Source organism: Corynebacterium hesseae, from assembly GCF_037850265.1.
In the GTDB taxonomy this organism is placed as follows: Bacteria; Actinomycetota; Actinomycetes; order Mycobacteriales; family Mycobacteriaceae; genus Corynebacterium; species Corynebacterium hesseae.
Genome location: NZ_CP137211.1, coordinates 1,344,724 through 1,370,082, shown reverse-complemented (window position 1 = coordinate 1,370,082; position 25,359 = coordinate 1,344,724). Strand labels below are relative to the sequence as shown.

Genomic DNA, 25,359 nt, shown 5'->3' with positions numbered 1-25,359 from the left:
TTAGCTTTGTCCTATGAAGATATCGGACGTCGCCGCGGTCGCTGGATGCTCAGTTCGTTCTGTACGACATTTACACGAGACGGGCGCGGTCCCTGAACCCGCCCGCACCAGCGGGAACTACCGCGACTATTCTGTTTCTGACTTGGCTTCGGTGCTGCGCGCGCGTGCGCTTATCGACGCCGGAGTCCCCGTCGCCGACGTAAATCTGCCGGATGCTATCGATCGTTCATGCGGCGTGCTCGACGATCGCATCGCTCGGCTCAAGAACCAACGTGAACGCTTACGCGCCCTTGCCCAAGCACCCAACGGGACTCCACGAGACATCCGCGAATCACTCAAAGAGGCGATCCATGATCCCGCGATGCTGCAGCTCGAGCTTGATTCTTGGGATCTGATGGCGCTGTGTGGTGTCGCGACGGAAGGAACCTGGCAACAATTGCGCGAGAACCTTGAAGATGCCGAATGTTTGAGAGTTCTCCGCGAGGTTGAATCGCTATGGCGAAAACTGGGTGCATTGTCCCCGAATGATCGCGAGGTCACGGTAATCGTCGCCAAGCTGCAGCATTTAGGCGAACGCGGCCTCATGCGGGGAATCTATCCTACGTTGCGCCCAGGTAAGGTCCCGCTGAGTCCCACCGATGCACCGACAACTGGTGCACAGGGCAGAGCGCTCGCGGCACTGTCGGGAGCGCCACATGGATAGGATATGGAGATTCCTGGGAAAACATCCTGGATTCCGATTGGCAAAGTATGAACTTAGCCTCTACCGCGATTTGTGGCTTTGGATACGCGGCGAGACTTTGCTCCCCGCTGGTGCTCAGGCACTTCCCCATCCCCCGGGCAGGCTGCAAATGCTTGGTTTTGTCACCGCGGTGCTGGTGGTTGAAATGGTAGTCGTCCACCTGATTCTCCCCGCAGGTGCGGTTCGGGTTGTGGCGTTACTGCTGTCGCTGTGGGCCATCATTTTCGTGTGGGGGTTGATTGCCGCTGAGCGCATTCGCCCCAGTTATATCTCCGACGATGCTACCGTTCTGCGGCGCGGAAAAACTGTCTTCGCTGAGATACCAACTGCCGTTGTGCAGCACAAGAGCGTTGATCGCAGTTTTACCTCAGCGATTGAAATACGCGATGGCGAGCTGACAGTAGGCGGCCCCGCAGGCACGGACACCCTCCTGCAGCTGAGCTCGCCTGTTATGGCCACCCCGGATCGCTATCCTTGGCAGCGGCCCCAGCCGATGGAGGTTGATAAGGTGCGCTTCTTTAGTGCTGCGCGCCAACACTAGATGGCGCTTTCACTGGTGGAAAGAGAATACTTATGCGCCGGCGTTGCGAAGTTTGTCTTCGAGTTCCGCTATCAGCGGTAGTGCTAGTTGCGCGCGGTCGACGTCGATTCCCCACTTCTCGGGTTCACTACGCACCATGTGCGCTGTGGCAGTGAGAAAGCGGGCGAAGTTTTCCACTACCGCGCGATTACCATTGCGCACTCCCTCGTTGAGGACTGTATTGCCCAGGCGCTCAGTCCATATTTCTAGAATGTGCGGCGATGTGCTCTTAGCAATCGTCGTGCACGCAGCACGCGCCAAGCGTTCTGCCTCATCGTCGTGCCACACTCCCCCTGGGACGCGCAGGCGGCAAGAAATAATTGCCGCACCCTCCACGGCAGGAATCATCCCCATGCGAACGCAGGTTTCTACATAGTCCGCGCCGTAGCCGACCGCCATGACGTGTCCGATGTCCTTGACTATGCCACGCGTGTCTTCTTCAGTGACATACCATGCGCGGAAGGTGAGATAGTCCTCGTAATGAAAGTGGCCAGACTCAGCGAGAACAGTGAGTAAACGCGCGGCCATGACCTTGGTCCACACCTTGTCCGTGCGCAGGTAACCGGTAAGGCGATCCCGAACCTGGTCGATGTGTCCATCCCACTGCCCTGACTCAATACCTTCTTTAAGCTCGGCAAAGGCCCAGTCCACACGGACTTCAGGCCGCTTGCTCACTAAACCGGTAAGCAGTGGTTCAATGACAGAATCGAGGGTATCGGTGTGGCTCATGGCTTCAGTCCTCTCCTGCTGCAGCACGGCTGGGTCGTAGCGCTACTAGGCCCAGTGCGTGGGAAGCCGGAAGGACCCAAGAAAAGAGCCTTGAGCGGTAAGTGAGTGTGCCCCCGATTCTAGCGCACTATAGGTTTTATGGAAGGCCACGAAGTATCACGGTGACCAGAAGAACAAAGAGCGCTGCCGTTGCTGCAACCGGAGTAAGGAACTAGCCCCTAGGCCAATTCAACGATCTCCATGTATTCGTCGTTCCACAGATCCTCGTCGCCGTCAGGCATGATGATGACACGCTCTGGGTTGAGGGCCTTTACCGCGCCTGGGTCGTGGGTTACCAGAACTACGGCACCGGTATAAGTACCGAGCGCATCGAGAACCTGCTCGCGGGACTGGGGGTCGAGGTTGTTCGTGGGCTCGTCGAGAAGCAGCACATTTGCGCGCGAGGACACGAGCGTGGCCAAGGAAAGACGCGTCTTTTCACCGCCGGAGAGCGTGCCGGCGGGCTGCTCCAGCTTATCCCCGGAGAACATAAAGGCACCGAGCAGACCGCGCAAATCCTGCTGGCCTGCATCGGGGCAAGCCTCGATGGTGTTTTCCCACACGGTCTTGTCTGGGTCGATGTTGTCGTGTTCCTGGGCAAAGTAGCCGATGCGCAAACCATGGCCGGAGACAATACCGCCCTCACCGTCGGTGCGCTCCACGCCCGCTAGAAGCTTGAGCAGGGTCGTCTTTCCGGCACCGTTATAGCCCAGCACGACGACGCGCGAGCCCTTATCAATGGCCAAGTCCACGCCCGCGAAGACTTCAAGCGAGCCATACATCTTGGTCAGGCCCTTCGCGTTCATCGGGGTCTTACCGCAGGGAGCCGGCTCCGGGAACTTGATGTGGGCAACCTTGTCGGCCACACGCACGTCATCGAGCTCGTTCATCATGCGCTCAGCGCGGTGCAGCATCTGCTTAGCTGCTGCGGCCTTCGTCGCCTTAGCGCCGAGCTTTGCGGCCTGCTTGTGCAGGGCGGCCGCCTTCTTCTCCGCGTTGGCGCGCTCACGGCGGCGGCGGGCCTCATCGGTCGCACGGGCATCGAGATACTTTTTAAAGCCCATGTTGTAGACATCCGCCTCGGCGCGCACGGCGTCGAGGAACCAGACCTTGTTGCAGACGGCCTCGAGCAGGTCCACGTCGTGCGAGATCATGATGAGCCCGCCCTCATGCTTCGACAGGAAGCCGCGCAACCAGGTGATGGAATCTGCGTCGAGGTGGTTCGTGGGCTCGTCGAGAAGCAGCGTGGTCTGGGACTTGCCGGAGCCTGCCGACGCCGCGAAAAGAATCTGCGCCAGCTCCACGCGGCGGCGCTGGCCACCGGAGAGCGTCTTGAGCTGCTGATCCAAGACGCGCTGCGGGAGGCCAAGGTTGTCACAGATCTGTGCGCACTCGGAATCCGCCTCGTAGCCGCCGAGGGAATGGTACTCCTCTTCCAAGCGCGAGAACTTGCGGATGGCCTTATCGCGGAACTTGTCGTCCGTTGCCGTCTCCATGAGTTCCTGCTGCTTGGCCATGCGCCGCTTGATCTCATCGAGACCACGGGCCGAGAGCACGCGTTCGCGCGCGGTCTGTTCGATGTTGCCCTCGCGGGAATCCTGCGGCAGGTAACCAATGGGGCCAGAGCGCGTTACCGAACCGCCATAAGGCTCGGTCTCCCCCGCCAAGATGCGCATCGTCGTGGTCTTTCCTGCGCCGTTGCGGCCGACCAGCCCGATGCGGTCACCCGGCTGTACGCGGAGGTGCTGGCCGGGGGCGTCGAGAAGCGTGCGTGCGCCCACGCGCACCTCGAAATCATTGGTCACAATCACGTCGAAACAGTCTAGCAACCAGGGCAGTTAAACCCGAACCAGCGGCAGGGCGCTGATCGACGTAAAGCTAACGGTACGGAGGATAAGTCATCTGGAAATTCGTGGCCCGGATTCGGCGCGCTTCACCTATACAAGATGAAAGATGTGCCTACATTGACATCATGAGTACATCAGCCACATCGAAACCGCCATTAATCCTCGCGATTACCGCCTGCCCAACTGGTATTGCGCATACCTACATGGCGGCTGAAAACCTCGAGGCCGCTGCCGCGGAACTTGGATACCGGATCAAAGTTGAGACCCACGGCTCAATCGGTGTCGAAGGCACCTTTAGCGCTAAGGACATCGAAGAAGCCGATGCCATCGTAATTGGCGCCGACACTGTGATTGCCAAGGATCGTTTCCGCGGCAAGCGCTTGGCAGCAACGGGCGTCGATGAAGCTATTAAGCACCCAAAGGAGCTCCTCCGCCGTTCGCTGTCCGCGTCGAAATGGGAAGAAAAGTTTTCTGCCGAAGAGCCGAAGGGATCTCAGCGCGAGGACAGCTCCGGCAGTGCCCATGGCGCGCGCGCCGTGGGACAGACCCTCTATAAAGCGCTGATGAACGGCGTATCCCACATGATCCCGTTCGTGGTGACCGGCGGTCTCCTCATCGCAGTAGCACTGTCAATTGGAGGAACCCCGACGCCCGAAGGCTTGGCAATTCCCGAGGATTCCTTCTGGAATACGCTGAACGAGCTGGGTGGTTTGGCCTTTTCACTCATGGTGCCGATTCTTTCCGGCTATATCGCAGTGGGCATTGCGGACCGTCCTGGGTTGGCGCCTGGTCTGATTACTGGCCTCATCGCTACGACTGGATCACTCTACGGATCTGAAGCCGGTGCCGGGTTCTTAGGAGGTATCGTCACCGGCATCCTGTCCGGCTATGTGGCGCTAGGGATCAAGAAGATTCCGGTGAACAAATACATCGCCCCGATTTGGCCGATCATCGTTATCCCGATTTTCACCACCCTCATTGTGGGTCTTATCTTCATTTACCTGGTCGGCTCACCGATAGCTGGTGCATTTGAAGCCATGACCGAGTACCTCGCAGGAATGCAAGGCTCCTCTGTCGTTGTGCTTGGCCTCGTTATCGGAGCGATGATCGCGTTTGACATGGGCGGCCCCTTCAACAAGACAGCGTTCCTCTTTGGTGGAGGCATGATTGCCGCTGGTAATGCAGCCCCTATGGGAATGGCCGCTACCGCTATCGCTGTACCGCCATTGGCGGTGGGCGCTGCCACCCTTGCCCGCCGTGCCTGGTTTAATAAGGCCGAAAAAGACGCCGGTATCGCCGCGCTTTTCATGGGGCTATTCGGCATTACGGAAGGCGCAATTCCCCTTGCCGCTGCACGCCCTCTGCAGGTCATTCCGGCGAACGTCATCGGCGGTGCGGTTGCCGGTGGTCTAGCAGGCGCATTCGGAGTTAAAGACCATGTCATGCACGGCGGCCCCATCGTCGCAGTGCTCGGTGCTGTCGACAACGTCGCGGGCTTCTTCGTGGCATTGCTTATTGGCGTTGTCGTCTGTGCATCAGTCATGCTCCTATTAATCGCACTTACTCAGCATAAGAAAACGACAGAGAAGAATGAGAGCAAGAGCGACCAGGGCGCTGCGGACAAAGCTTCAGCAAACGCGGCGGAAAGCTCGCATCTGGGACAACCACTGCTGTCTATCGAAACGGTGAGCCTCGACCACAGTCTGGGCAGTACTCGCGACGAAACCATCGAAGCACTAGTGCGGCTAGTTTCTCCTCGCCTTGCTGATCCTTCTGCGGTGCTCACAGCGGCTCTTGAGCGCGAGACGAAGCACTCTACCGGCGTGGGCCATGGCGTGGCGATCCCGCACGCCCGTTCAGCTGGCGTGAAGGTTCCTACCTTGGCTTTTGCACGTCTTTCCGAAGCAATCACGTGGGCACAGGGTGAGGAGCCCACAACGATGGTGTTCCTCATTGCCGTGCCAGACGACGCCGGCAAGCAACACCTCAAACTGCTTTCCAAGCTGGCACGGGCAATCATGAAGGAGGACTTCCGCGTTCGCCTTCAGTCCGCTACAACCCAAGAAGAAGCCGTCGATATCATCTCCTCGGCGCTGGATCCGGCGTCCTTGCCCACTGTGGGGCAGCGAAACGATTAGACCGCGAAGCCGAGGGCCTGGAGCATCTCGCGGCCCTCTTCGGTAATCATGTTCGGGCCCCACGGCGGCATCCACACCCAATTGAGCTGGACGGCGTCGGCAAGCTTGTTGCCCACCACGACGTCGTCGATCTGCTCACCGATGACGTCAGTCAGCGGGCACGCCGGGGACGTCAGCGTCATGTTGATGACGCAGGTGTTCTTGCCGTCAATGTCCTCGAGCCAGAGGTCGTAAACCAGGCCCAAGTCAACAACGTTGATGCCCAGCTCCGGGTCGATGACGTCCCGGAGATATTCGGTGATGTCGAATGCCTTGGCAATCTGCTCTTCGGTCTGTTCAGGCTTTACTCCGCCGCCGGCGAAGGAGGCGTTCTCGTCCTGATACGGGTCGGTCGGCTGGCTATCGTTAGTGGTATCCGCCATCTACTTCTCCAATTCAGTCAGCGCCTGTGCGGTGGCAGCCTGGAAGGCCTTCCACCCCAGCAGCGCGCACTTAACACGGGCAGGGAACTTGGCGACACCGGCAAAGGCGACGCCATCCCCAATGATCTCGTCGTCTCCCTCAATTTCGCCGCGGGAAGTCACCATCCGGTCAAACTCCTCGATCTTGGCGTTGGCCTCCTCCAGAGGGATGCCAACGATTTCTTCCGCCATGACGGAAGTCGAAGCCTGCGAGATGGAGCAGCCCTCAGCGTCGTAGGACACGTCCTCTACAGTCTTCCCGTCGGCCGACAGCTTCACGCGCAGCGTGATCTCATCGCCGCACGAAGGGTTGACGTGGTGAACCTCGGCCTGGCCATCGCGCAAGCCGGAGAATTTCGGGTTCTTATAGTGGTCCAGGATGACATCCTGGTACATGGAATCTAGGTTCATTCGCTCACTCCAAAGAAAGCACGGGCAGCCCGCACCGCCTCTACGAGGGCGTCGACCTCGTCCTCAGTGTTGTACAGGTAAAAGCTAGCGCGTGCGGTCGAATTAGCCTTGCACGCGCGGTGCAGTGGCCACGCGCAGTGGTGACCAGTGCGGATGGACACGCCATGAGCATCAAGCACCTGGCCTAAATCATGCGGGTGGATGCCTTCCACGATGAAGGAGACCGCTCCCCCGCGATCCTCGGTGTTTTCGGGGCCGATGATGCGTAGACCAGCAATCTCGGAAAGCTTGTCCAAGGCCAACGCGGTGAGCTTCTGCTCGTGAGCGTGAATGGCCTCCATGCCCACTTCGCTCAAAAACTTCACCGCAGCTCCCAGCCCTACGACCTGGCTGGTCATCTGGGTACCGGCCTCGAAGCGGGTGGGTGGCTCGGCAAAGGTCGAGCCTTCCATCTTGACCACCTCGATCATGGAACCGCCAGTAAGGAAGGGCGGCAGCTGTGCCAGCAGCTCCGCCTTGCCGTAGAGCACACCGACGCCGGTTGGGCCGCACATCTTGTGCCCAGAGAACGCAGCGAAGTCCACGTCGAGAGCGTGGAAGTCCACCGGCATGTGCGGAACGGACTGGCATGCGTCCAGAACCACCATCGCGCCTACAGCGCGGGCACGGCGCACCAGTTCCTCGACGGGGGCCACGGCTCCCGTCACGTTGGACTGGTGGGTAAAAGCCACGACCTTGACGGAGTCATCGAGCTCGAGCGAATCAAGATCAATGCGGCCGTCCTCAGTCATGGAGTACCACTTCAGCGTCGCGCCAGTGCGCTGGCACAGCTCCTGCCATGGCACCAAGTTCGCATGGTGCTCCAATTCGGTGACGACGACGGTATCGCCCTCGCCGACATAAAGCTGACCCGCGCGCTCATCGCTAAGCACGTAGGCGACTTCATTCAACGCCTCAGTGGCGTTCTTGGTGAAGGAAATCTCATCGCGGTCCGCGCCAACGAAAGCGGCAATGGCCTGGCGGGCGGACTCATACGCGTCATCGGCTTCCTCCGCCAACTGGTAGGAGCCGCGGTGCACCGGCGCATTGGTGCCGAGTACGAACTCCTCCTCAGCCTTCCACACCGGGAGGGGACGTTGCGAGGTCGCACCCGAATCCAGGTACACCAGTGGCTTACCGTCGCGCACGGTGCGCGAGAGGATGGGGAATTGCTCCCTGATCGCATTAACGTCTAGTTCAGACATAGGTCCTTGTGCTCGGTTCTTTATCGATTGCGTACGTGGTGTGTGCAGCCTGATGAGTTCTACTTGAGGAACTGCTCGTAGCCGTCCGCCTCAAGCTGATCAGCCAGCTCGGCGCCACCGGTCTTGATGACGTGTCCGTCTGCGAAGACGTGGACAAAGTCTGGGACGACGTAGTTGAGGATGCGCTTGTAGTGCGTGATGAGGAGGATGCCGCCCTTGGTTTCTTCCTGGTAGCGGTTAATCCCCTCGGAAACCACGCGGAGGGCGTCGACGTCCAGGCCGGAGTCGGTCTCATCCATGACTGCGAACTTCGGCTTGAGGATGTCCAGCTGCATGACCTCGTGGCGCTTCTTCTCACCGCCGGAAAAACCTTCGTTCACGGAACGGTGGGCGAAGGACTTGTCGATGGAGAGCTTCTCACGAGCTTCCGTGAGCTCCTTGTTCCACTCGCGCAGCTTCGGGGCCTCGCCACGAATAGCGGTCACGGCAGAGCGCATGAACTGGGACATCTTCACGCCCGGCACCTCGGTCGGGTACTGCATGGCGAGGAAGAGGCCAGCGCGGGCGCGCTCATCAACTTCCATCTCAAGGATGTTTTCGCCGTCGAGGAGCACCTCGCCCTCAGTAACCTCGTACTTGGGGTGACCGGCAATGACGTAGGACAGGGTGGACTTGCCGGAGCCATTGGGCCCCATGACGGCATGGGTCTCACCGGAGTTGATGGTCAGGTTGACGCCCTTGAGGATCTCCTTCGGCTCGCCGTCCTCCTCGTTGGGGAGCACCTGCGCGTGGAGATTCTTAATTTCCAGAGTAGACATTGAGTTGGTACCTGCTTTCGGGGAGTTTTAAGCGTTGATCTTGGCGAGCTCGTCGACGACGCGGGATTCCAGTTCCTCGCGCAGGGACTCGACCGGGATGCGGGAGATGACTTCGGAGAAGAAGCCGCGGATGATGAGGCGGCGTGCCTCGGCGGCCGGAATGCCGCGGGACATGAGGTAGAACAGTTCGAGGTCATCGAAGCGGCCCACAGTTGCGGCATGGCCGGCGCCGACGATCTCGCCGGTCTGGATCTCCAGGTTCGGGATGGCGTCTGCACGCGCGCCCTCAGTGAGAATCAGGTTGTTGTTCGTCTCATAGGTGTCCGTGTTGTTCGCGTTCTTGCGGATGAGCACGTCACCGACCCAGCAGGTGCGGGCCTCCGGGGTGCGGGAAGCGGAGCCAGCCTCGGCCTTCTGCGCGGCCGTAGCGCCCTGCAGCGCGCCCTTGTAGAAAACGCGGGAGCGGCAGTTCGGCACATCGTGATCCACGAGCAGACGGTTCTCAAAGTACTGGCCGGCATCGGCGAAGTAGACGCCCAGCAGCTCGGCATCGCCGCCCGGGGCGTCGAAAACCACGCGCGGAACGAGGCGCACAATCTCGCCGCCGAAGATGGCGGTGTTGTGGCGCAGGACGGCGTCGCGGCCCACCTTCGCGATCTGGTGGGACAGGTGGACGGCGTCATCTTCCCAATCGGCGTCAACGACGACGGTGACGTGGGCGCCGTCGCCCAGCACGAACTCAACATTGTCCGCGTGGGTGCCGGAGCCGACGTATTTCAGCACGATGGTGGCTTCGGCGTGGTGTCCCACGTGGATGGAGGTCGCACCAAAGGAGGTCACGCCCTCACCAGCACCGGTAATGGTGATCTCCACTGGCTTGTCCAACTGTGCCTCAGCGTCCACAGTGACAACCTGTGCCTCCGGCATGGAAGTCCAGGCCTGTGCAGCAACGCGGTCAGCAGGTGCGCCAGCGGTGCCCAAGCGCTCGTCGTCAGGCGCAACCGTTTCGGAGGTCACGCCTTCCGGAGCGGTGACGTCGATCTTCTGCGCGGTTGCCGGCGCAAACTCACCGTTGTGCAGGCCCCGCAGGTTGCGCAGGGCAATAAAGCGCCACACCTCATCGCGGCCATGCGGGACCGGGAAGTCCTCCACGTTGAATGATGTGAACTGGTCACCCTTGGTGACGTCAGCAGGATTAAATTCGTTGGAAGCTACCACTTAGCCCACCGATCCTTCCATCTGCAGCTCGATAAGACGGTTGAGCTCCAATGCGTATTCCATGGGGAGCTCCTTTGCAATCGGCTCAACGAAGCCGCGCACGATCATCGCCATGGCCTCTTCCTCGGCGATACCGCGGGACATGAGGTAGAACAACTGCTCCTCGGAGACCTGCGAGACGGTCGCCTCGTGGCCCAAGGTGACGTGGTCGTTGCGGATATCGTTGTACGGATACGTATCCGAACGCGAGTTATTGTCCACTAGCAGCGCGTCACACTCGACGTTGGCCGTGGAGTTGGCAGCGTTGGCGTTGACCTGCACCAGACCACGGTAGGCGGCGCGGCCACCATTGCGGGCCACCGATTTGGACACAATGTTGGAGGAGGTGTTCGGCGCCATGTGGACCATCTTGGAGCCGGTGTCCTGCACCTGGTTGTCCGCAGCGAAAGCCAGGGAGAGAACCTCGCCCTTAGCGTGCTCGCCGGTCAGCCAGCAGGAGGGGTACTTCATGGTGACCTTGGAACCGATGTTGCCATCGACCCATTCCATGGTGCCGCCCTCTTCCACCTTGGCGCGCTGGGTCACCAAGTTATAGACGTTGGTGGACCAGTTCTGAATGGTGGTGTAGCGGCAGCGGCCGCCCTTCTTCACGACGATCTCGATGACACCGGTGTGCAGTGAGTCCGAGTTGTAGATCGGAGCGGTGCAGCCCTCGATGTAGTGGACGTAGGCGTCCTCTTCCACGATGATGAGGGTGCGCTCGAACTGGCCCATGTTCTCCGTGTTGATGCGGAAGTAAGCCTGCAACGGGATGTCCACGTGGACGCCCTTTGGCACATAGACGAAGGAGCCACCAGACCAGCAGGCATTGTTCAGTGCGGAGAACTTATTGTCACCGGCTGGGATGACCGTGCCGAAGTACTCCTGGAGGATCTCCGGGTACTCGCGCACAGCGGTATCGGTATCGACGAAGATAACGCCCTGGGCTTCGAGGTCTTCACGAATCTTGTGGTAGACCACCTCGGACTCGTACTGGGCGGCAACACCGGAGACTAGACGCTTCTTTTCGGCATCCGGGATACCCAGCTTGTCGTAGGTCTCCTTAATGTCTGATGGCAGGTCATCCCAGGTTTGGGCCTGCTTCTCAGTGGAGCGGACAAAGTACTTAATGTTGTCAAAGTCGATGTCGGAGAGATCCGGGCCCCACGTGGGCACCGGCTTCTTGTTGAAAACGCGCAGTGCCTTGAGTCGGGACTCAAGCATCCATTCCGGCTCGTTCTTCTTCTCCGAGATATCGCGGACGACGTCTTCGCTCAAACCTCGGTGTGCTGCCTGGCCGGCCGCGTCCGAATCGTGCCAGCCGTAGTCATATCCACCGATGGAGGAGATGATCTCATCATCGCTCATCTTGGTCTCAAGCCCTGGTGCTGGTTGTGCCTGTGTCAAAGCCCGCTCCTTTCTATGTTGATTAGTCTTTTTCCCGTTCCACCGCAGTCGGCGGGACAGGTTTTAAGGGGATATTCGTGGTGCAGATTCCGTGGCCATCCGCGATGGAGGCCAAAGGCTGCACGTGTTTGCCTAATAGCGCGGAGAAAACTTCTTGTTCTGCTTCACACAACTCCGGATGCTCAGCAGCCACATGGGCCACCGGGCAATGGTGCTGGCAAATCTGCACTCCATTTCCCACCGATGTCACCGTGGCCGCGTAGCCGTGTGCATCAAGCACAGCGGCCAGCTGGCGTGCCACCTCAGGTACGGATTCTTCCTCCTCTACCAAAGGAGTCACGTCTTCCACGAGCCGCTCGAAGCGGGCCTTGGCAAAGCGCCGGACCGCCTCGGGCCCTCCCGCTTCGCGCAACGCGGTGAGTGCTTCCGCCGCCAGTTGGTCATAGGCATGCCCGAATTGGGCACGGCCTTGATCCGTGAGGCGGAAGTGCTTGGCGGGGCGACCACGGCCTGCCGACTGCCCGGGGCGGGCTGCTGGGCGGCGGTGTACAACCTCGGTGAGTCCTTCCTCCACCAAAATGTCTAAGTGCCGGCGTATGCCGGCTGCAGAGAGACCTAGGCGTTCACCTAAGTACGACGCCGTCACCGGGCCGTCCTTGAGAAGCAACAACATGACGTGGCGGCGAGTATCGCCCTCGGTTGAGCGAGTCTCCCTGGGTAACTCCTTCGTCACGGTGCACACCTCCTTGAGTGAATCATTCCCTGTTTAGACAACACTAGTGTTCCTTAATTCATTCCCAATTTCCACTCTTTCCTTCGTGTCGCGGGCAGCTAGTTCCCGCTCACCACTGAGCCGCTAAGGTAGACAGTCATGAATATGGAACGCGACTACACCCGATCGGGGCGGCTGCCCCGCGTCATCTGGGGCGTGCGCGATGAGCTTCCCCGCATGGGTGTTCCTGGTTCCCGTTCCGCGCTCCTTCACCAAGACTTCCCTGACTCCGCCGAGGGCGCAGATCACGCCGCGCTTGGCGACGCCCACCGCCGCACCATCTCCCAGCTGCGTACACTGTTCACGCTTCGCTGGCTCGGCACGATCGGCGCACTGCTCATTGCACTCGGCGGCTTGGGCGCCGGCGCGCTCCCAGTGGTGGGAAACCCGTATGAGTCCTTGCCTTTCGGTTCACTCATGTCACGAATGCTGCAGTCTTCCTCCGCCATCGTGTTTATCGGTGTCGGTTTCATGGTGACCGCGTGGATTTTTATGGCCCCACTCGTGGGGGCTCCACTGCGCCTGCGCAAGGCCGAGCACAATCCAAAACTAACGGGCGACGGGGAGGATACGAGGTTTAGCCACTCCCCCCGAGTGCTGACGCAAAGCCAGATGTGGCGAACCTGGCTGGGATGGGTACTTCCACTACTGGTCACCGCTCCCCTTTTCACCCAAGACATCTACTCCTACCTGGCCAACGGATCCATCGTGCTGCAAGGCCTCGATCCCTATTCCGCAGGCCCCGTCGAACTGCTGGGTGCCGATAACGACCTTGCCCGTTCCGTCCCTTTCATCTGGGCAAACTCCCCCTCCCCGTATGGCCCTGTGGCGTTAGGACTGGCCGCATTGGTCAGCTGGCTCACCCACGACTCCATCATCTGGGGTGTAGTCCTGCACCGAGTGTTTTCCCTCGTCGGCATTATCGCTGCTGGCTGGGCCATTTCGCGTCTTGCCGCCCGCTGCCGGGTGGCCCCAGAGGCAGCACTCTGGCTCGGCATCCTCAACCCCTTGACCATCCTTCACCTGGTAGGAGGCATTCACAATGAATCCTTCATGCTGGGGCTGGCTCTCGTCGGTGTGGAATTGGGCCTTCGGGCTGTCAACGATTCCCACGCCGCCCGTTGGCGGGTATGGGCACTGTTCATCGCGTCTGGCGTCCTCATTTCGTGCGCCGGCATGGTGAAGGTTACTGGCTTCATTGGACTTGGGTTTGTCGGTATGGCGGCTGCTCGCAGGCTCGTCGACAAGCACGGTGTGCCCGCCGTACGGGCGGTCCTTGGCGCCGGTCTTGCCCAGCTGCTTCTGCTCGCCGTTTCTGTTGCGGCAGTCACGATAGTCACGGGTATCGATATTGGATGGATCTTTGGTCAAGGCGGCGCGGCTACGATCCGTTCCTGGCTCTCTGCGACAACCTCCGTGGGCGTCGGCGCCGGCTTCCTCGGGATGCTGTTGGGTTTGGGTGATCACACCGAGGCCATTCTCAGCGTCACCCGCACTGTCGGCGTCATCATTGCCGCCGGTTTTATGCTCCGCATGCTGTATGCGACCTTCCGCGGAGCCATCCACCCGGTGGGCGGACTCGGTGTGTCCACCTTCGCGCTCGTGGTTTTCTTCCCCGTCGTCCAGCCCTGGTACATCCTGTGGGCGGTGCTGCCGCTCGCGGCGTGGGCAAACCGGCGCTTCTTCCGTATGGCGGTAATGATTTACTCCGGGGTGATGAGCTTCATCGTCCTACCACGCGGGCTAGGCCTGCCCCCAGGCACGGTCTTCGTTATCTACCTAGCCGCTGTGGTGACGTTCGTAGCACTGATCGCTGCGGGGTGGGTTGCGTTGCGCCGAGCGGGCGTGCGTGTCTTAAACTAACTGCCCGTGACTAGATCGGCTCTCATCCTAGAAAACGTCAAAAAGACCTATGGCGACGTCAACGCGGTAAATGGGCTGAGCTTCCGCGCTAATTACGGCGAGATTCTATGTCTGCTTGGCCCCAATGGTGCGGGCAAGACAACCACCATCGAGATGTGTGAGGGATTTAAGAAGCCCACCTCCGGCCACATTGAGGTTCTGGGGCTTGCCCCTGCACGCAACCCTGACGCGGTGCGCGCCCGCATTGGCATCATGCTGCAGGGCGGAGGTTCTTATTCCGGAATCAAGGTTAAGGAGATGCTACAGCTTAGCGCCGCCTATAACGACAATCCCTTAGACCCGGAATGGCTACTGGATACCCTAGGGCTGCGCGCGGTGGAAAAGAATAGTTACCGCCGTTTGTCGGGCGGGCAGCAACAGCGGCTTTCTCTCGCCTTGGCCATCATTGGACGTCCAGAATTGGTCTTCCTCGATGAACCCACGGCAGGTATGGATGCGCAATCGCGCCTTGCCGTGTGGGATCTCATCCGTGCGTTGCGTGCAGATGGCGTGACAGTCATCCTCACCACGCACCTCATGGATGAAGCGGAAGCACTCAGCGACCGCGTGGTCATTATTGATCACGGCCAGCTCGTCGCCAGCGGCACCGCAGCGTCGCTGACGAGTTCCGCTGATATCCCACAGGTGAGTTTTGAGACCGCGACTCCAGTGGACCTTGAGGCGCTGCGTAAGGCAGGCATCTCCGCCGACGCTACCCGCCCCCTCCACTACCGACTCACCTCTTCGGTCAGCCCGGAGGTCATCGCAGAGCTCGCCACGTTCTTAGCCGCGCACGACGTTGTCCTCCGCAACCTGCAAACCTCGCACCGTAACCTCGAAGAGGTCTTCCTAGATCTCACCGGCCGCGAGATGCGCAGTTAGCCCGCATCTGACACCTACCATTTTGTTTGATCAAGGAGAAGCTCCATGAGCACCTTCGCACCCGGCACATTCAGCCCGAATCCGCAGCGCGTTGGCGTTGCCGCCATGGCCCGTGCCCAAGGGGCAATCGAGTCAAAGCTGATGCTGCGGCACGGCGAGCAACAGCTACTGAGCATCATCATTCCGCTCGCTATCCTGATCGGCGCCGCCAAGATGCAGGACAGTACGGGCCACGGCGTAGAGGAGATCTTCCCCATGGTCCTAGCCGTCGGCGCTACATCCTCTGGGTTTACCGGCCAAGCTATTTCTCTGGCTTTCGACCGTCGCTATGGCGCGCTCAAACGAACGGGCGCATCAGGAGTTCCGGCCTGGGCCATCGTGGTGGGAAAGATCCTTGGCGTTCTTTCAATGGTGGTACTTCAGGTCCTTGTACTGGGCACAGCAGCTGCCATCCTCGGGCTGCGTATTACTGCCGGCGGTGCCGCCATCGGTGTGGTGGTGTTGGCATTTGGTGTCGCCACATTTACAGCGCTCGGCTTGCTGCTCGGCGGAACCCTCAGTTCAGAGGCTGTCCTGGCGGTGTCCAACCTCATTTGGTTCATTCTGCTCGGTACCGTCGGCTGGGTGATGTATTCCCAGGGTCTGGGCGATAATGGGGTGCTCACGCTCGTGCCCACTGTGGCGATGGCCGGTGGGCTCGACATCGCTCTTAAAGGAGCATTCCCTGTCTTTGAGATCCTCGTCCTCATCGGTTGGTCAGCGGTAGCGTCGTTTGCAGCGGTGCGTTGGTTCCGCTTCGAAGGCTAAAAGTGATTCTTCTCCCTTGCACGGCGTGACGCACATGCCGGTTTTGGTTTCGAAGCGGTGCCGAACGGTAGGCTGAGTACCCGTGAGTACTGCCAACATTTCTTCTCAACGCACCCCTGCGCCTGCTACAAATCCTGCAGGCCCCTCGCTGAAGACACAGCGCATTATCGCACTCGTCCTCTTAATCTGTCAGGCTGGCATTACAGTATCGGGTTCTATCGTCCGCGTGACCGGCTCCGGCCTTGGTTGCGTGACGTGGCCCAACTGCCACCCCGGCTCCCTCGTTCCTATCCAGGGCGCGGCCCCCATGCTGCACCAGGCCATTGAGTTTGGTAACCGCCTGCTGACCTTTGTTGTTGCGGCAGCAGCCATCGCCAGCATCGTGGCCGTTCACAAGGCGCAGCGCCGCAAGGAGCTCAAGGTCTATGCCTGGGCGGGGCTCGCAGGTATCTTCGTGCAGGCACTCATTGGTGCCCTGTCGGTGAAATTGCAGCTGTCGTGGTGGTCCGTGGCGCTACACTTCCTTCCGTCAATGATCCTGGTGTGGATTGCGGCCATGCTGTTCTCCCGCATCAACGAACCCGATGACGGAACCCCTACTCGCCTCTTCCCCGCCGCCGTGCGCACGCTCGCGGTCGTTGCTGCGGTAGCGCTCTCCATCGTGCTGCTGACCGGTACCTTTGTCACCGGCTCCGGAACACACTCCGGCGACGCTGGCGTGGGCATGGAGGGACGCCTCGGTGTCGATACCTATGGCATGGCCGTCATCCACGCTATCTGCATGTACGTCTACTTGGCGCTGACCCTCATCGTGGTCTTCCTCCTTCACCGCACTGGTGCGCCCAAGGCGGCCAGGAAGGTGGGCTGGGTACTCATTGCCTGCATCGTCATCCAATGGGCTCTTGGCGTAACGCAGTTCTACCTGCACATTCCACGCTGGACAGTCCCCTTCCACGTTGGCATGTCCTCGGTGGTTACGGCCTTCACCGCCCTACTATGGGCGCATGGACTGCGCCGCGTCCGCACCACTGAAATTGCTTCCTCCAGCGCTACTCAGTCTGGTGTCGAAAGCAGCTCCGCAACCCAAAGCTAGGGCAACCCGGTAGGTGCTCACAGCGCCGTCTTCCCCACCACGCTAGGAGGAAGGCGGCGTTTTTGCTGCGCGGGGGCCGGGGTGTCGTTTAGCCTAGACACCATGCATGCTATTCAGGTGACCACGACCGGAGGGCCTGAGGTCCTCACCTACGCCGAGGTAGATTCCCCCACGCCATCGCAGGAGCAGTTGCTTGTCGACGTCTCCGTGGCCGGCGTCAACTACATCGACACCTACTACCGCGAAGGCATCTACAACGCCTCTGTGCCTTTCATTCTCGGCCTCGAAGGCACCGGCCGGGTTGTGCACGATCCCCAGGGGGAGATCGCCCCGGGCACGATGGTTGCCTGGGATCACGCATTCGGTTCCTATGCCGAGCAAGTCTGTGTGCCGCGCGACCGCGTGGTGGCCGTCCCGGATGAGATCCCGTCCGCCGTCGCAGGGTCCATGCTCCTCCAAGGCATGACGGCCCACTATCTCACCCACGGTGTATATCAGCTTGGGGAAGGCGCATCGTGCCTGATTACCGCCGGTGCGGGCGGCGTCGGCCTAGTCCTTACGCAGATGGCCAAGTCCCTCGGCGCCACCGTTTACTCAGTGGTTTCCACCGATGAGAAAGAAGAGCTGGCCTACGGTGCAGGTGCTGACTGTGTCTTCCGCTACAGCAGTGGCCTGGCCGAACAGGTACGCCGCCACAACGGTGGGCGTGGGGTTGACGTGGTTTACGACGGCGTCGGCAAGGCGACCTTCGGCGAGTCCCTCGAAGTCGTGCGCCCGCGCGGTACTGTGGCGCTCTTCGGCGCCGCGTCGGGACCAGTCCCGCCGATGGATCCGCAGCTGCTGAATAAGCACGGCTCCATCTTCCTCACCCGCCCCTCACTCGGGGCCTGGACGTCCCAAGAAGGCGAGTTCCAGATGCGTGCTCAAGCCGTGGTGCAGGCCGTTATCGACGGCGAGCTTGACTTCCGCGTATCTGCAGAATATCCGCTTGCAGAAGCCGCTCAGGCCCACCGCGACCTCCAAGAGCGCAAGACCACCGGGTCAATTGTTTTGCGCGTGCGGGAGGAAGAATAGCTAGATAAACACTAGCTAATTAAAAGAGCGTGGCTGACCAACCCAGCATGCGCCCGATGGGCTCCCAACCCACGATGGCGTCGATGGACAGGCCGATGAAAAGAACTGACAGATAGTTGTTGGAGTAGATAAACAGGCGCATGGGCTTGACCTTTGCGCCCTTCTTTACTCCTTGGTGCAGCCGGATGGCCATCCACAGGAAGACCGCACCGGAAGCCACCGCGGCCACCAGATAGATCCACGAAGCGGCCGGGATGATGAGGAAGGTTACGATGACCGTTCCGATTGTGTACCAAACGATTTGGCGAGTTACTTCCACTTCTCCGGCAACAACGGGCAACATCGGTACCCCAGCCTTGCGGTAGTCCTCTTTGTACTTCATTGCGAGTGCCCACGTGTGTGGTGGGGTCCAGAAGAAAATGATGAGGAACAACACCACGGCCTGCCACCATTTATCGGGCTCCCCCGCGGGCGCGTTATCCCGAATCACTGCCCAGCCCACCATGGCGGGCATACAGCCAGCGAGACCGCCCCACACGATGTTCTGGGAATTCCGCATCTTGAGAAACTTCGTGTAGACGATAACGTAGAAAAAGTTGGTCAACAGCACGAAGAACGCGGCCAGCCAAGAATGCGCCAGCACGCCCAACCAAAAGACGGACAGCGCGAGCATGACCCAGGCAAAGGCGGCGGCATTACGGCGCGAAATGGTCTTGCGCACCAGCGGACGAGCGCGCGTGCGTTGCATCTTCTGATCGATTTCATAGTCCACAACGTTGTTGAACGTGTGGGCTGCTGCGGCACCCATCCAGCCACCAAAGATGGTGGATAAGATGAGCCAGAAATTCGACGACACCGCCTCGAATCCACGCTGGGCCTGGAGCATAGCCGGGATTGCTGCCACGAGGAGGAGCTCAATGATCCTCGGTTTCGTTAGCGCAAAATAGGCCTTGATAGTCTCCAAGGAACAGTCCTCCGTAAATCCGGCACGTGGGTGAATGGCTTATTGGTCTGAAGTAGTGGTCGTCTGCTCGTGCTAGAAAGTTCCCAAGGACGTCTAGAACACATCCTGAAAACCTCGTGGCGAGAATCCAGATCATTCTCCGGAGAAAACTCGCCGGCCACTGGCCGATAGCAGGGAGCAACGGCGTCAACCATGCCAGATTACCGTCCGAAACCTGGTTTCTATAATCCCCCGCCGAGGATCGAAAAACCTTTACACTGATAAACGGTATATCTGTTTCCAGAAGCGAAGTGAGGTTTTCGCCGTGTCGCACGATAAGTTGTCCCCGGAACTGCAGGCTATGGTCCAGCGCCGCTACCCTTCGGACTGGAGTGACCTCGATACCCGCGCTGTGGATACTGTTCGCGTGCTCGCTGCCGACGCAGTCCAGAACTGCGGCTCCGGCCACCCGGGTACCGCTATGTCCCTGGCCCCGTTGGCCTACACGCTCTACCAACGCGTGCTAAACCACGATCCAGCAGACGTCCACTGGGCCGGGCGCGACCGCTTCGTCCTTTCCGTCGGACACTCGTCCCTGACGCAATACATTCAGCTCTTCCTCGGTGGCTTCGGCCTCGAGATGGAGGACCTGAAGTCCTTGCGCACCTGGGGCTCGAAGACGCCCGGCCACCCGGAGGTGCACCACACTGACGGCGTAGAAATCACCACCGGCCCGCTGGGCCAGGGCCTGGCCTCCGCGGTTGGTATGGCAATGGCCGCGCGCAAGGAGCGCGGATTGTTCGACGCCTCTGCCCCAGCGGGCGAGTCTCCCTTCGATCACTTCATCTACGTCATCGCCTCGGACGGCGACCTGCAGGAGGGCGTGACTGCTGAAGCTTCGTCCTTGGCAGGCACTCAAAAGCTCGGCAACCTCATCGTCTTCTGGGATGACAACCGCATCTCCATTGAGGACGACACCAACATTGCCTTCAATGAGGATGTGGCCAAGCGCTACGAGGCCTACGGCTGGCATGTGCAGACCGTCGAATCCGGCGAGGACGTTGAAGCCATCGAGGCAGCCGCTGCTGCTGCCCGCGCCGAGACCTCCCGGCCTTCCTTCATCCGTGTGAAGACGGTCATCGGCTACCCGGCACCGAACAAGATGAACACCGGTGGCGTCCACGGCGCCGCCCTCGGTGAGGATGAGGTCGCCGCCACCAAGGAGGTCCTCGGCTTCGATCCCACACAGTCCTTCCACATCGACGAGGAAGTCCTCGCTCACACCCGTGAGCTGACTGCCCGCGGTGCACAGAAGCACGCCGAATGGCAGGAGAAGTTCGACGCATGGGCTGCGGCCCACCCGGAGGAAAAGAAGCTCTTCGACCGCCTCCAGGCCCGGGAACTTCCGGCTGACTTCGCCGCTGACCTTCCTACCTGGGAGGCAGGCGAATCTCTGGCCACTCGCAAGGCCTCTGAGGCCGCTATCCAAGCGCTCGCAGCCTCCCTGCCGGAGATGTGGGGCGGCTCCGCCGACCTGGCGGGTTCCAACAACACAGTCATCAAGGGTGCGGATTCCTTCGGCCCGGAGTCCATCACCACGGGTGCCTGGACGGCCACGCCTTACGGCCGCAACCTGCACTTCGGTATTCGTGAGCACGCCATGTCCGCAATCATGAATGGCATCGCGCTGCACGGCAATACCCGCGTTTACGGCGGTACCTTCCTCATCTTCTCCGAGTACCAGTACCCTGCCGTCCGCCTTGGCGCTTTGATGTCCACCGATACTTACTACGTGTGGACCCATGATTCCATTGGTTTGGGTGAAGACGGCCCCACCCACCAGCCGGTTGAGACGCTCTCTGCCCTCCGTGCCATCCCCAACCTCTCCGTCATCCGCCCGGCCGATGCCAATGAAACTGCCCAAGCATGGGCAGCAGCACTCGAATACAAGGCAGCACCGAAGGGCCTGGCCCTATCCCGACAGAACCTGCCCGTGCTCGAGGGCACCAAGGAGAAGGCCGCCGAAGGTGTTCGCCGCGGCGCCTACGTCCTCGTTGAAGCGTCGAAGGAAACCCCGGACGTCATTCTCCTCGCCACCGGTTCCGAGGTTCAGCTCGCGGTAGAAGCCGCCAAGCAGCTCGAGGCTGAAGGCACGGCAACGCGCGTTGTCTCCGCTCCGTGCCTGGAGTGGTTCGACGAGCAGGACGCCTCCTACCGCGAATCTGTCCTTCCCTCCTCGGTCCGCGCTCGCGTCTCCGTGGAGGCTGGCATCTCGATGCCGTGGCACAAATACACCGGTACTTTCGGCCGCACTGTATCCCTGGAACACTTCGGTGCCTCCGCACCGGCGGCGGAGCTCTTTGAGAAGTTCGGCTTCACCGCCGACGCTGTTGCCGACGCCGCCCGGGAATCACTGAACGCTGCCAAGGAAAGCTAGTTTCCCGTTCCGAGTTCTCACCACGAAAGGATCTGCACAACACCATGACGCATATTGATGAATTGGCTCGCCTCGGGACGTCGACCTGGCTCGACGATCTTTCCCGCGAGCGCCTAGACTCCGGCAATCTTCGTGAGCTCTTGGACACCAAGTCCATCGTGGGCGTCACCACGAACCCAGCCATCTTTGCCGCGGCAATGTCCTCCGGCACCTCCTATGACGCCGACATCGCAGCGCTGAAGGAAAAGTCCGCTGCCGCAGATGAGGCGGTGTACTCGCTGGCAATCGACGATGTCCGCAACGCATGCGATATCTTCACTGAGATTTACGAGAAGTCGGGCGGGCGCGACGGCCGCGTCTCCATCGAGGTTGACCCACGCATCTCCGCCGATGCAGACGCAACCTTGAAGCAGGCGCGCGAATTGTGGGCCAAGGTTGACCGCCCCAACCTCATGATCAAGATTCCGGCTACGGAAGGCTCCCTACCAGCCATCACCGAGGCGCTTGCGGAAGGTATCTCCGTCAACGTCACCCTAATCTTCTCCGTAGAGCGTTATGCCCACGTCATCGCTGCGTACAAGGAGGGAATCAAGCGCGCTGCCGAGGCTGGCAAGGACGTCTCCACGATTCATTCCGTGGCATCCTTCTTCGTCTCCCGCCTGGATACCGAAGTGGACAAGCGCCTCGAGCTGATCGGCACTGAGGAGGCCCTCGCACTGCGTGGAAAGGCCGGGGTTGCCAACGCCCAGCGTGCCTATGCCCTGTTCCTCAAGGAATTCAAGGAGCCAGGCGCACACCTGCCGTCTGGTGCACACCCGCAGCGCCCCCTGTGGGCGTCGACGGGCGTCAAGAACCCCGACTACCCCGCCACGCTGTACGTCTCCGAGCTAGCTGGCCCAGATACCGTCAACACGATGCCGGAGAAAACCATCGATGCCGTTCTCGAACAGGGCAACCTGCACGGCGACGCTCTCAGTGACTCTGCTGAGCAGGCAGAGAACGTGTGGTCACAACTGAAGGCAGTCGGCATCGACTTCGACGATGTTTTTGCTGTGCTGGAGAAGGAGGGCGTCGACAAGTTCGTCAACGCCTGGGAGGAATTGCTTGCCTCCATGACTGATCGCCTCTCCTAATCGAACGTGAATTCTTGACCGCCTACAATCGCCGCGCGCACCGCAAATGGCCATGCAACTATGGTCGGCGGGGCGCGTGTCGCTATGCTGGGCTGTTGGACTTACCTCACACAGACCGAAAGGACACTTAGTGAGCACTAGCAGCGCGTGGGTCAACCCGTTGCGCAACTCGAAGGATAAGCGCCTGCCACGCATCGCCGGCCCCTCTGGCATGGTGATTTTCGGCGTCACGGGTGACTTGGCGCGCAAGAAGCTCCTCCCCGCCATCTACGACTTGGCCAACCGCGGATTGCTTCCGGCAGGCTTCACTTTGGTCGGCTACGGCCGTCGCGACTGGGACAAGCAGGCGTTCTGTGACTATGTCCGCGTGGCCGCCGAAGCAGGTGCGCGAACCACCTTCAACGAGCATGTGTGGGAGCACCTTGCCAAGGGAATCGAGTTTGTGCAGGGCAACTTCGATGACGCCGGCTTTGACAAGCTTTCTGCGCGGCTGGCGGAGCTCAATGACTCCCGCGGCACGGGTGGAAACTGGGCCTACTATCTTTCGGTACCTCCGGAGTTTTTCTCCGATATTTGCCACCAGCTTGAGCGCGTCGGTATGGCCGATAGCACGGATAATTCCTGGCGCCGCGTCATCATTGAAAAGCCATTCGGACACGATCAGGCTTCCGCGCGCGAGCTCAACGAGATTGTCAACGCCGTCTTCCCTGAGTCCTCGGTTTTCCGCATCGACCATTACCTGGGCAAGGAAACGGTCCAAAACATCATGGCCCTGCGCTTTGCCAACCAGATTTTCGAGCCAATGTGGAATGCGCATTACATCGATCACGTGCAGATCACGATGGCTGAGGACATCGGGCTGGGCGGGCGTGCCGGCTATTATGACGGCATCGGCGCCGCGCGCGACGTCATCCAAAACCACCTCCTCCAATTGCTTGCTCTCGTAGCAATGGAGGAGCCCTCCTCCTTCGACCCCGAGGCTCTTCAGGCGGAAAAGATTAAGGTGCTGCGAGCCACCAACGCCGTGCATCCGCTGAACAAGACCACTGCGCGTGGCCAATACTCCGCCGGCTGGCAAGGATCGCAATATGTCAAAGGCCTCCGGGAGGAAGAGGGTTTTGATCCGGAATCCACGACGGAAACCTATGCAGCCTGCACTCTTGAGGTCAATTCCCGCCGCTGGGCGGGCGTTCCTTTCTACCTGCGCACTGGCAAGCGTCTCGGCCGCCGCGTGACTGAAATTGCGCTCGTGTTTAAGACAGCTCCCCACCAGCCTTTTGATCAAGGCCAAGCAGAGGCCCTAGGCCAGAATGCCGTGGTAATCCGCGTGCAGCCAGACGAAGGCGTCACCATGCGTTTTGGTTCCAAAGTCCCCGGATCCACGATGGAGGTCCGCGATGTCAACATGGACTTCGCGTATGCCGAGGCCTTTACGGAGGAGTCTCCCGAGGCCTATGAGCGCCTGATTCTCGACGCCCTCCTTGACGAGTCCTCCCTCTTCCCCACTAATGAAGAGGTTGAGTTGTCTTGGTCCATCCTCGATCCCATCATTGAATACTGGTCCAACATTGGTCAGCCGGAGCAATATCGCGCCGGCACGTGGGGACCGGAGTCTGCCGATAAAATGCTGCGCCGCCGGGGACATTCCTGGCGTCGTCCGTAGGTCCCTAGGAGGAATGGCTTAATGATTATCCCCTTGCCCGATACGACTACGCGCAAGATCTCCAAGAAGCTCGTGGAGATGCAGGAGCATTACACGCTCACGACAGGCCGCGTCCTCACCCTCATCGTCATGACTGAGGAAGGCGATGACCTAGACAACCTTCTCGCCTCGGTTCGTGATGCCTCCCACGAGCACCCTTCTCGCGTCATCGTGATTGCCACGGGTTCCTTGGAGGAAGAGACGCGGCTCGACGCCGAACTGCGCGTGGGCGGCGAAGCGGGCGCTTCCGAAATCGTCGTGATGCACCTGCACGGCGCGCTAGCGGACCAAGCGGAGTCCGTGGTTACTCCCCTTCTCCTTCCCGATACCCCAATCGTGGCATGGTGGCCCACCGCGTGCCCACCGTCACCAGCCGCGGTGCCCATCGGCGCACTCGCCCAACGCCGCATTACGAACGTGGCTTTCGGCAGCGGCGTTGACCAGTATGACCTGCACGTGTTGTCTTCGGGCTACACGCCTGGTGATTCCGACATGTCGTGGGGCGCTATTACCCTGTGGCGTGGCATCGTAGCCTCGGCGCTTGACCGTCACCCCCATGAGCCGGTCATTTCCGTCGAAATTTCTGGTGCTGAGCACCACGCTGCAGTCGACTTTGCAGCTGGCTGGCTTCTCGACGCCCTCTCCGTCCCCGTCACCCGCACCGTCTCGGACTGCACGGCGGGTGCTTTCCCGATCTCCTCGGTAGTCTTCCGCCGCCCCACTGCAGATGTCAGCGTGACCGTTGTCGATTCCGAGACGGTCAGGGTCAGCGTTCCCGGCTCCCCAGAGTCCCTCGTAAGCCTCACCGTACGTTCCGAAGCGGAAGTGCTCTCAGAGGAACTCCGCCACCTCGACGCAGATAAGACATACGCCCATTCTCTCCGCGCTTTAGCTCGAGTGGACTACAGTGTGTAGTCGTAAACTTTTCTTTTTCACCTAAA

Annotated in this window: 22 protein-coding genes; 12 read left to right on the top strand and 10 right to left on the bottom strand. The window is 60.3% G+C overall.

Annotation, left to right across the window (positions count from 1 at the left end):
* The first annotated feature begins 13 nt into the window (after nucleotides 1–13).
* Together R3O64_RS06375 and R3O64_RS06370 are read left to right on the top strand one after the other, a co-directional pair.
* The gene (locus tag R3O64_RS06375; protein WP_339017524.1) at nucleotides 14–703 is read left to right on the top strand and encodes a MerR family transcriptional regulator; all 690 of its coding nucleotides are present in this window, start codon (nucleotides 14–16) and stop codon (nucleotides 701–703) included.
* 148 nt (nucleotides 704–851) lie between these two features.
* A complete protein-coding gene (locus tag R3O64_RS06370) occupies nucleotides 852–1,283 on the top strand; it encodes a hypothetical protein (RefSeq protein WP_227485769.1) in 432 nt (143 codons plus the stop codon).
* A gap of 30 nt (nucleotides 1,284–1,313) precedes the next feature.
* Here R3O64_RS06370 and R3O64_RS06365 read toward each other — a convergent pair whose 3' ends face one another.
* Nucleotides 1,314–2,051, bottom strand: coding sequence for a DUF2785 domain-containing protein (locus R3O64_RS06365; protein WP_154736522.1), 738 nt, complete (start codon nucleotides 2,049–2,051; stop codon nucleotides 1,314–1,316).
* Nucleotides 2,052–2,269: 218 nt separating this feature from the next.
* On the bottom strand, nucleotides 2,270–3,901 hold the full coding sequence (locus R3O64_RS06360) for an ABC-F family ATP-binding cassette domain-containing protein (RefSeq protein ID WP_070524251.1): 1,632 nt from the start codon (nucleotides 3,899–3,901) through the stop codon (nucleotides 2,270–2,272).
* Nucleotides 3,902–4,062: 161 nt separating this feature from the next.
* On the opposite strand from R3O64_RS06360, the gene R3O64_RS06355 reads away from it, so the two are divergent.
* Nucleotides 4,063–6,075: a fructose-specific PTS transporter subunit EIIC gene (locus R3O64_RS06355; RefSeq protein ID WP_339017523.1), complete on the top strand. Its 2,013-nt coding sequence runs from the start codon at nucleotides 4,063–4,065 to the stop codon at nucleotides 6,073–6,075.
* On the opposite strand, the gene R3O64_RS06350 is transcribed toward R3O64_RS06355, so the two are convergent.
* From R3O64_RS06350 to R3O64_RS06320, 7 genes are read right to left on the bottom strand one after another with little or no spacing between them, the layout of a single operon-like run.
* Nucleotides 6,072–6,497: a metal-sulfur cluster assembly factor gene (locus R3O64_RS06350; protein WP_070524254.1), complete on the bottom strand. Its 426-nt coding sequence runs from the start codon at nucleotides 6,495–6,497 to the stop codon at nucleotides 6,072–6,074. The genes R3O64_RS06355 and R3O64_RS06350 overlap by 4 nt on opposite strands.
* Entirely contained in the window at nucleotides 6,498–6,947 is a 450-nt protein-coding gene (gene sufU, locus R3O64_RS06345; protein WP_339017522.1) for a Fe-S cluster assembly sulfur transfer protein SufU, read from the bottom strand.
* On the bottom strand, nucleotides 6,944–8,191 hold the full coding sequence (locus R3O64_RS06340; protein ID WP_339017521.1) for a cysteine desulfurase: 1,248 nt from the start codon (nucleotides 8,189–8,191) through the stop codon (nucleotides 6,944–6,946). Before R3O64_RS06340 ends, sufU begins: the two co-directional genes overlap by 4 nt.
* Before the next feature lie 59 nt (nucleotides 8,192–8,250).
* Complete coding sequence (gene sufC, locus R3O64_RS06335; RefSeq protein WP_070524257.1) at nucleotides 8,251–9,009, bottom strand: Fe-S cluster assembly ATPase SufC; 759 nt, start codon at nucleotides 9,007–9,009, stop codon at nucleotides 8,251–8,253.
* Nucleotides 9,010–9,036: 27 nt separating this feature from the next.
* Nucleotides 9,037–10,227, bottom strand: a complete 1,191-nt coding sequence (sufD, locus tag R3O64_RS06330) for a Fe-S cluster assembly protein SufD (RefSeq protein WP_101736367.1) — start codon at nucleotides 10,225–10,227, stop codon at nucleotides 9,037–9,039.
* Nucleotides 10,228–11,673 (bottom strand): Fe-S cluster assembly protein SufB, encoded by a 1,446-nt coding sequence (gene sufB / locus R3O64_RS06325; protein WP_070524260.1) that lies wholly within the window; start codon nucleotides 11,671–11,673, stop codon nucleotides 10,228–10,230.
* Between the two features lie 22 nt (nucleotides 11,674–11,695).
* Nucleotides 11,696–12,346, bottom strand: a complete 651-nt coding sequence (locus R3O64_RS06320) for a helix-turn-helix transcriptional regulator (RefSeq protein WP_246818424.1) — start codon at nucleotides 12,344–12,346, stop codon at nucleotides 11,696–11,698.
* Nucleotides 12,347–12,544: 198 nt separating this feature from the next.
* Here R3O64_RS06320 and mptB point away from each other — a divergent pair, with 198 nt between their 5' ends.
* From mptB to R3O64_RS06295, 5 genes are all read left to right on the top strand, one after another.
* The gene (gene mptB / locus R3O64_RS06315; RefSeq protein ID WP_339017520.1) at nucleotides 12,545–14,308 is read left to right on the top strand and encodes a polyprenol phosphomannose-dependent alpha 1,6 mannosyltransferase MptB; all 1,764 of its coding nucleotides are present in this window, start codon (nucleotides 12,545–12,547) and stop codon (nucleotides 14,306–14,308) included.
* 6 nt (nucleotides 14,309–14,314) lie between these two features.
* Complete coding sequence (locus tag R3O64_RS06310) at nucleotides 14,315–15,229, top strand: ABC transporter ATP-binding protein (RefSeq protein ID WP_339017519.1); 915 nt, start codon at nucleotides 14,315–14,317, stop codon at nucleotides 15,227–15,229.
* Between the two features lie 45 nt (nucleotides 15,230–15,274).
* On the top strand, nucleotides 15,275–16,036 hold the full coding sequence (locus tag R3O64_RS06305; RefSeq protein ID WP_070524271.1) for an ABC transporter permease: 762 nt from the start codon (nucleotides 15,275–15,277) through the stop codon (nucleotides 16,034–16,036).
* An 82-nt stretch (nucleotides 16,037–16,118) separates the two neighbouring features.
* A complete protein-coding gene (locus R3O64_RS06300; protein ID WP_339017518.1) occupies nucleotides 16,119–17,129 on the top strand; it encodes a heme A synthase in 1,011 nt (336 codons plus the stop codon).
* A gap of 102 nt (nucleotides 17,130–17,231) precedes the next feature.
* On the top strand, nucleotides 17,232–18,203 hold the full coding sequence (locus R3O64_RS06295) for a quinone oxidoreductase family protein (protein WP_070524523.1): 972 nt from the start codon (nucleotides 17,232–17,234) through the stop codon (nucleotides 18,201–18,203).
* 19 nt (nucleotides 18,204–18,222) lie between these two features.
* Here the strand turns inward: R3O64_RS06295 and R3O64_RS06290 are convergent, their stop codons facing one another.
* A complete protein-coding gene (locus R3O64_RS06290) occupies nucleotides 18,223–19,167 on the bottom strand; it encodes a heme o synthase (protein WP_143335551.1) in 945 nt (314 codons plus the stop codon).
* 340 nt (nucleotides 19,168–19,507) lie between these two features.
* Here R3O64_RS06290 and tkt point away from each other — a divergent pair, with 340 nt between their 5' ends.
* The 4 genes from tkt to R3O64_RS06270 all read left to right on the top strand — a co-directional run bounded on the left by tkt (nucleotide 19,508) and on the right by R3O64_RS06270 (nucleotide 25,333).
* A complete protein-coding gene (tkt, locus tag R3O64_RS06285) occupies nucleotides 19,508–21,583 on the top strand; it encodes a transketolase (protein WP_339017543.1) in 2,076 nt (691 codons plus the stop codon).
* 44 nt (nucleotides 21,584–21,627) lie between these two features.
* Nucleotides 21,628–22,716: a transaldolase gene (gene tal, locus R3O64_RS06280; protein WP_070623470.1), complete on the top strand. Its 1,089-nt coding sequence runs from the start codon at nucleotides 21,628–21,630 to the stop codon at nucleotides 22,714–22,716.
* 130 nt (nucleotides 22,717–22,846) lie between these two features.
* On the top strand, nucleotides 22,847–24,379 hold the full coding sequence (zwf, locus tag R3O64_RS06275; RefSeq protein WP_339017517.1) for a glucose-6-phosphate dehydrogenase: 1,533 nt from the start codon (nucleotides 22,847–22,849) through the stop codon (nucleotides 24,377–24,379).
* A 21-nt stretch (nucleotides 24,380–24,400) separates the two neighbouring features.
* Nucleotides 24,401–25,333: a glucose-6-phosphate dehydrogenase assembly protein OpcA gene (locus R3O64_RS06270; RefSeq protein ID WP_339017516.1), complete on the top strand. Its 933-nt coding sequence runs from the start codon at nucleotides 24,401–24,403 to the stop codon at nucleotides 25,331–25,333.
* The last annotated feature ends 26 nt before the right edge of the window (nucleotides 25,334–25,359 follow it).

What these genes read in the sequence shown, in the direction of transcription:
- R3O64_RS06375 (WP_339017524.1), top strand. Translation starts at nt 14, where the DNA reads ATGAAGATATCGGACGTCGCCGCGGTCGCTGGATGCTCAGTTCGTTCT.
- R3O64_RS06370 (WP_227485769.1), top strand. Translation starts at nt 852, where the DNA reads ATGCTTGGTTTTGTCACCGCGGTGCTGGTGGTTGAAATGGTAGTCGTC.
- R3O64_RS06365 (WP_154736522.1), bottom strand. Translation starts at nt 2,051, where the DNA reads ATGAGCCACACCGATACCCTCGATTCTGTCATTGAACCACTGCTTACC.
- R3O64_RS06355 (WP_339017523.1), top strand. Translation starts at nt 4,063, where the DNA reads ATGAGTACATCAGCCACATCGAAACCGCCATTAATCCTCGCGATTACC.
- R3O64_RS06350 (WP_070524254.1), bottom strand. Translation starts at nt 6,497, where the DNA reads ATGGCGGATACCACTAACGATAGCCAGCCGACCGACCCGTATCAGGAC.
- sufU (WP_339017522.1), bottom strand. Translation starts at nt 6,947, where the DNA reads ATGAACCTAGATTCCATGTACCAGGATGTCATCCTGGACCACTATAAG.
- R3O64_RS06340 (WP_339017521.1), bottom strand. Translation starts at nt 8,191, where the DNA reads ATGTCTGAACTAGACGTTAATGCGATCAGGGAGCAATTCCCCATCCTC.
- sufC (WP_070524257.1), bottom strand. Translation starts at nt 9,009, where the DNA reads ATGTCTACTCTGGAAATTAAGAATCTCCACGCGCAGGTGCTCCCCAAC.
- R3O64_RS06320 (WP_246818424.1), bottom strand. Translation starts at nt 12,346, where the DNA reads ATGTTGTTGCTTCTCAAGGACGGCCCGGTGACGGCGTCGTACTTAGGT.
- mptB (WP_339017520.1), top strand. Translation starts at nt 12,545, where the DNA reads ATGAATATGGAACGCGACTACACCCGATCGGGGCGGCTGCCCCGCGTC.
- R3O64_RS06305 (WP_070524271.1), top strand. Translation starts at nt 15,275, where the DNA reads ATGAGCACCTTCGCACCCGGCACATTCAGCCCGAATCCGCAGCGCGTT.
- R3O64_RS06295 (WP_070524523.1), top strand. Translation starts at nt 17,232, where the DNA reads ATGCATGCTATTCAGGTGACCACGACCGGAGGGCCTGAGGTCCTCACC.
- tkt (WP_339017543.1), top strand. Translation starts at nt 19,508, where the DNA reads ATGGTCCAGCGCCGCTACCCTTCGGACTGGAGTGACCTCGATACCCGC.
- tal (WP_070623470.1), top strand. Translation starts at nt 21,628, where the DNA reads ATGACGCATATTGATGAATTGGCTCGCCTCGGGACGTCGACCTGGCTC.
- R3O64_RS06270 (WP_339017516.1), top strand. Translation starts at nt 24,401, where the DNA reads ATGATTATCCCCTTGCCCGATACGACTACGCGCAAGATCTCCAAGAAG.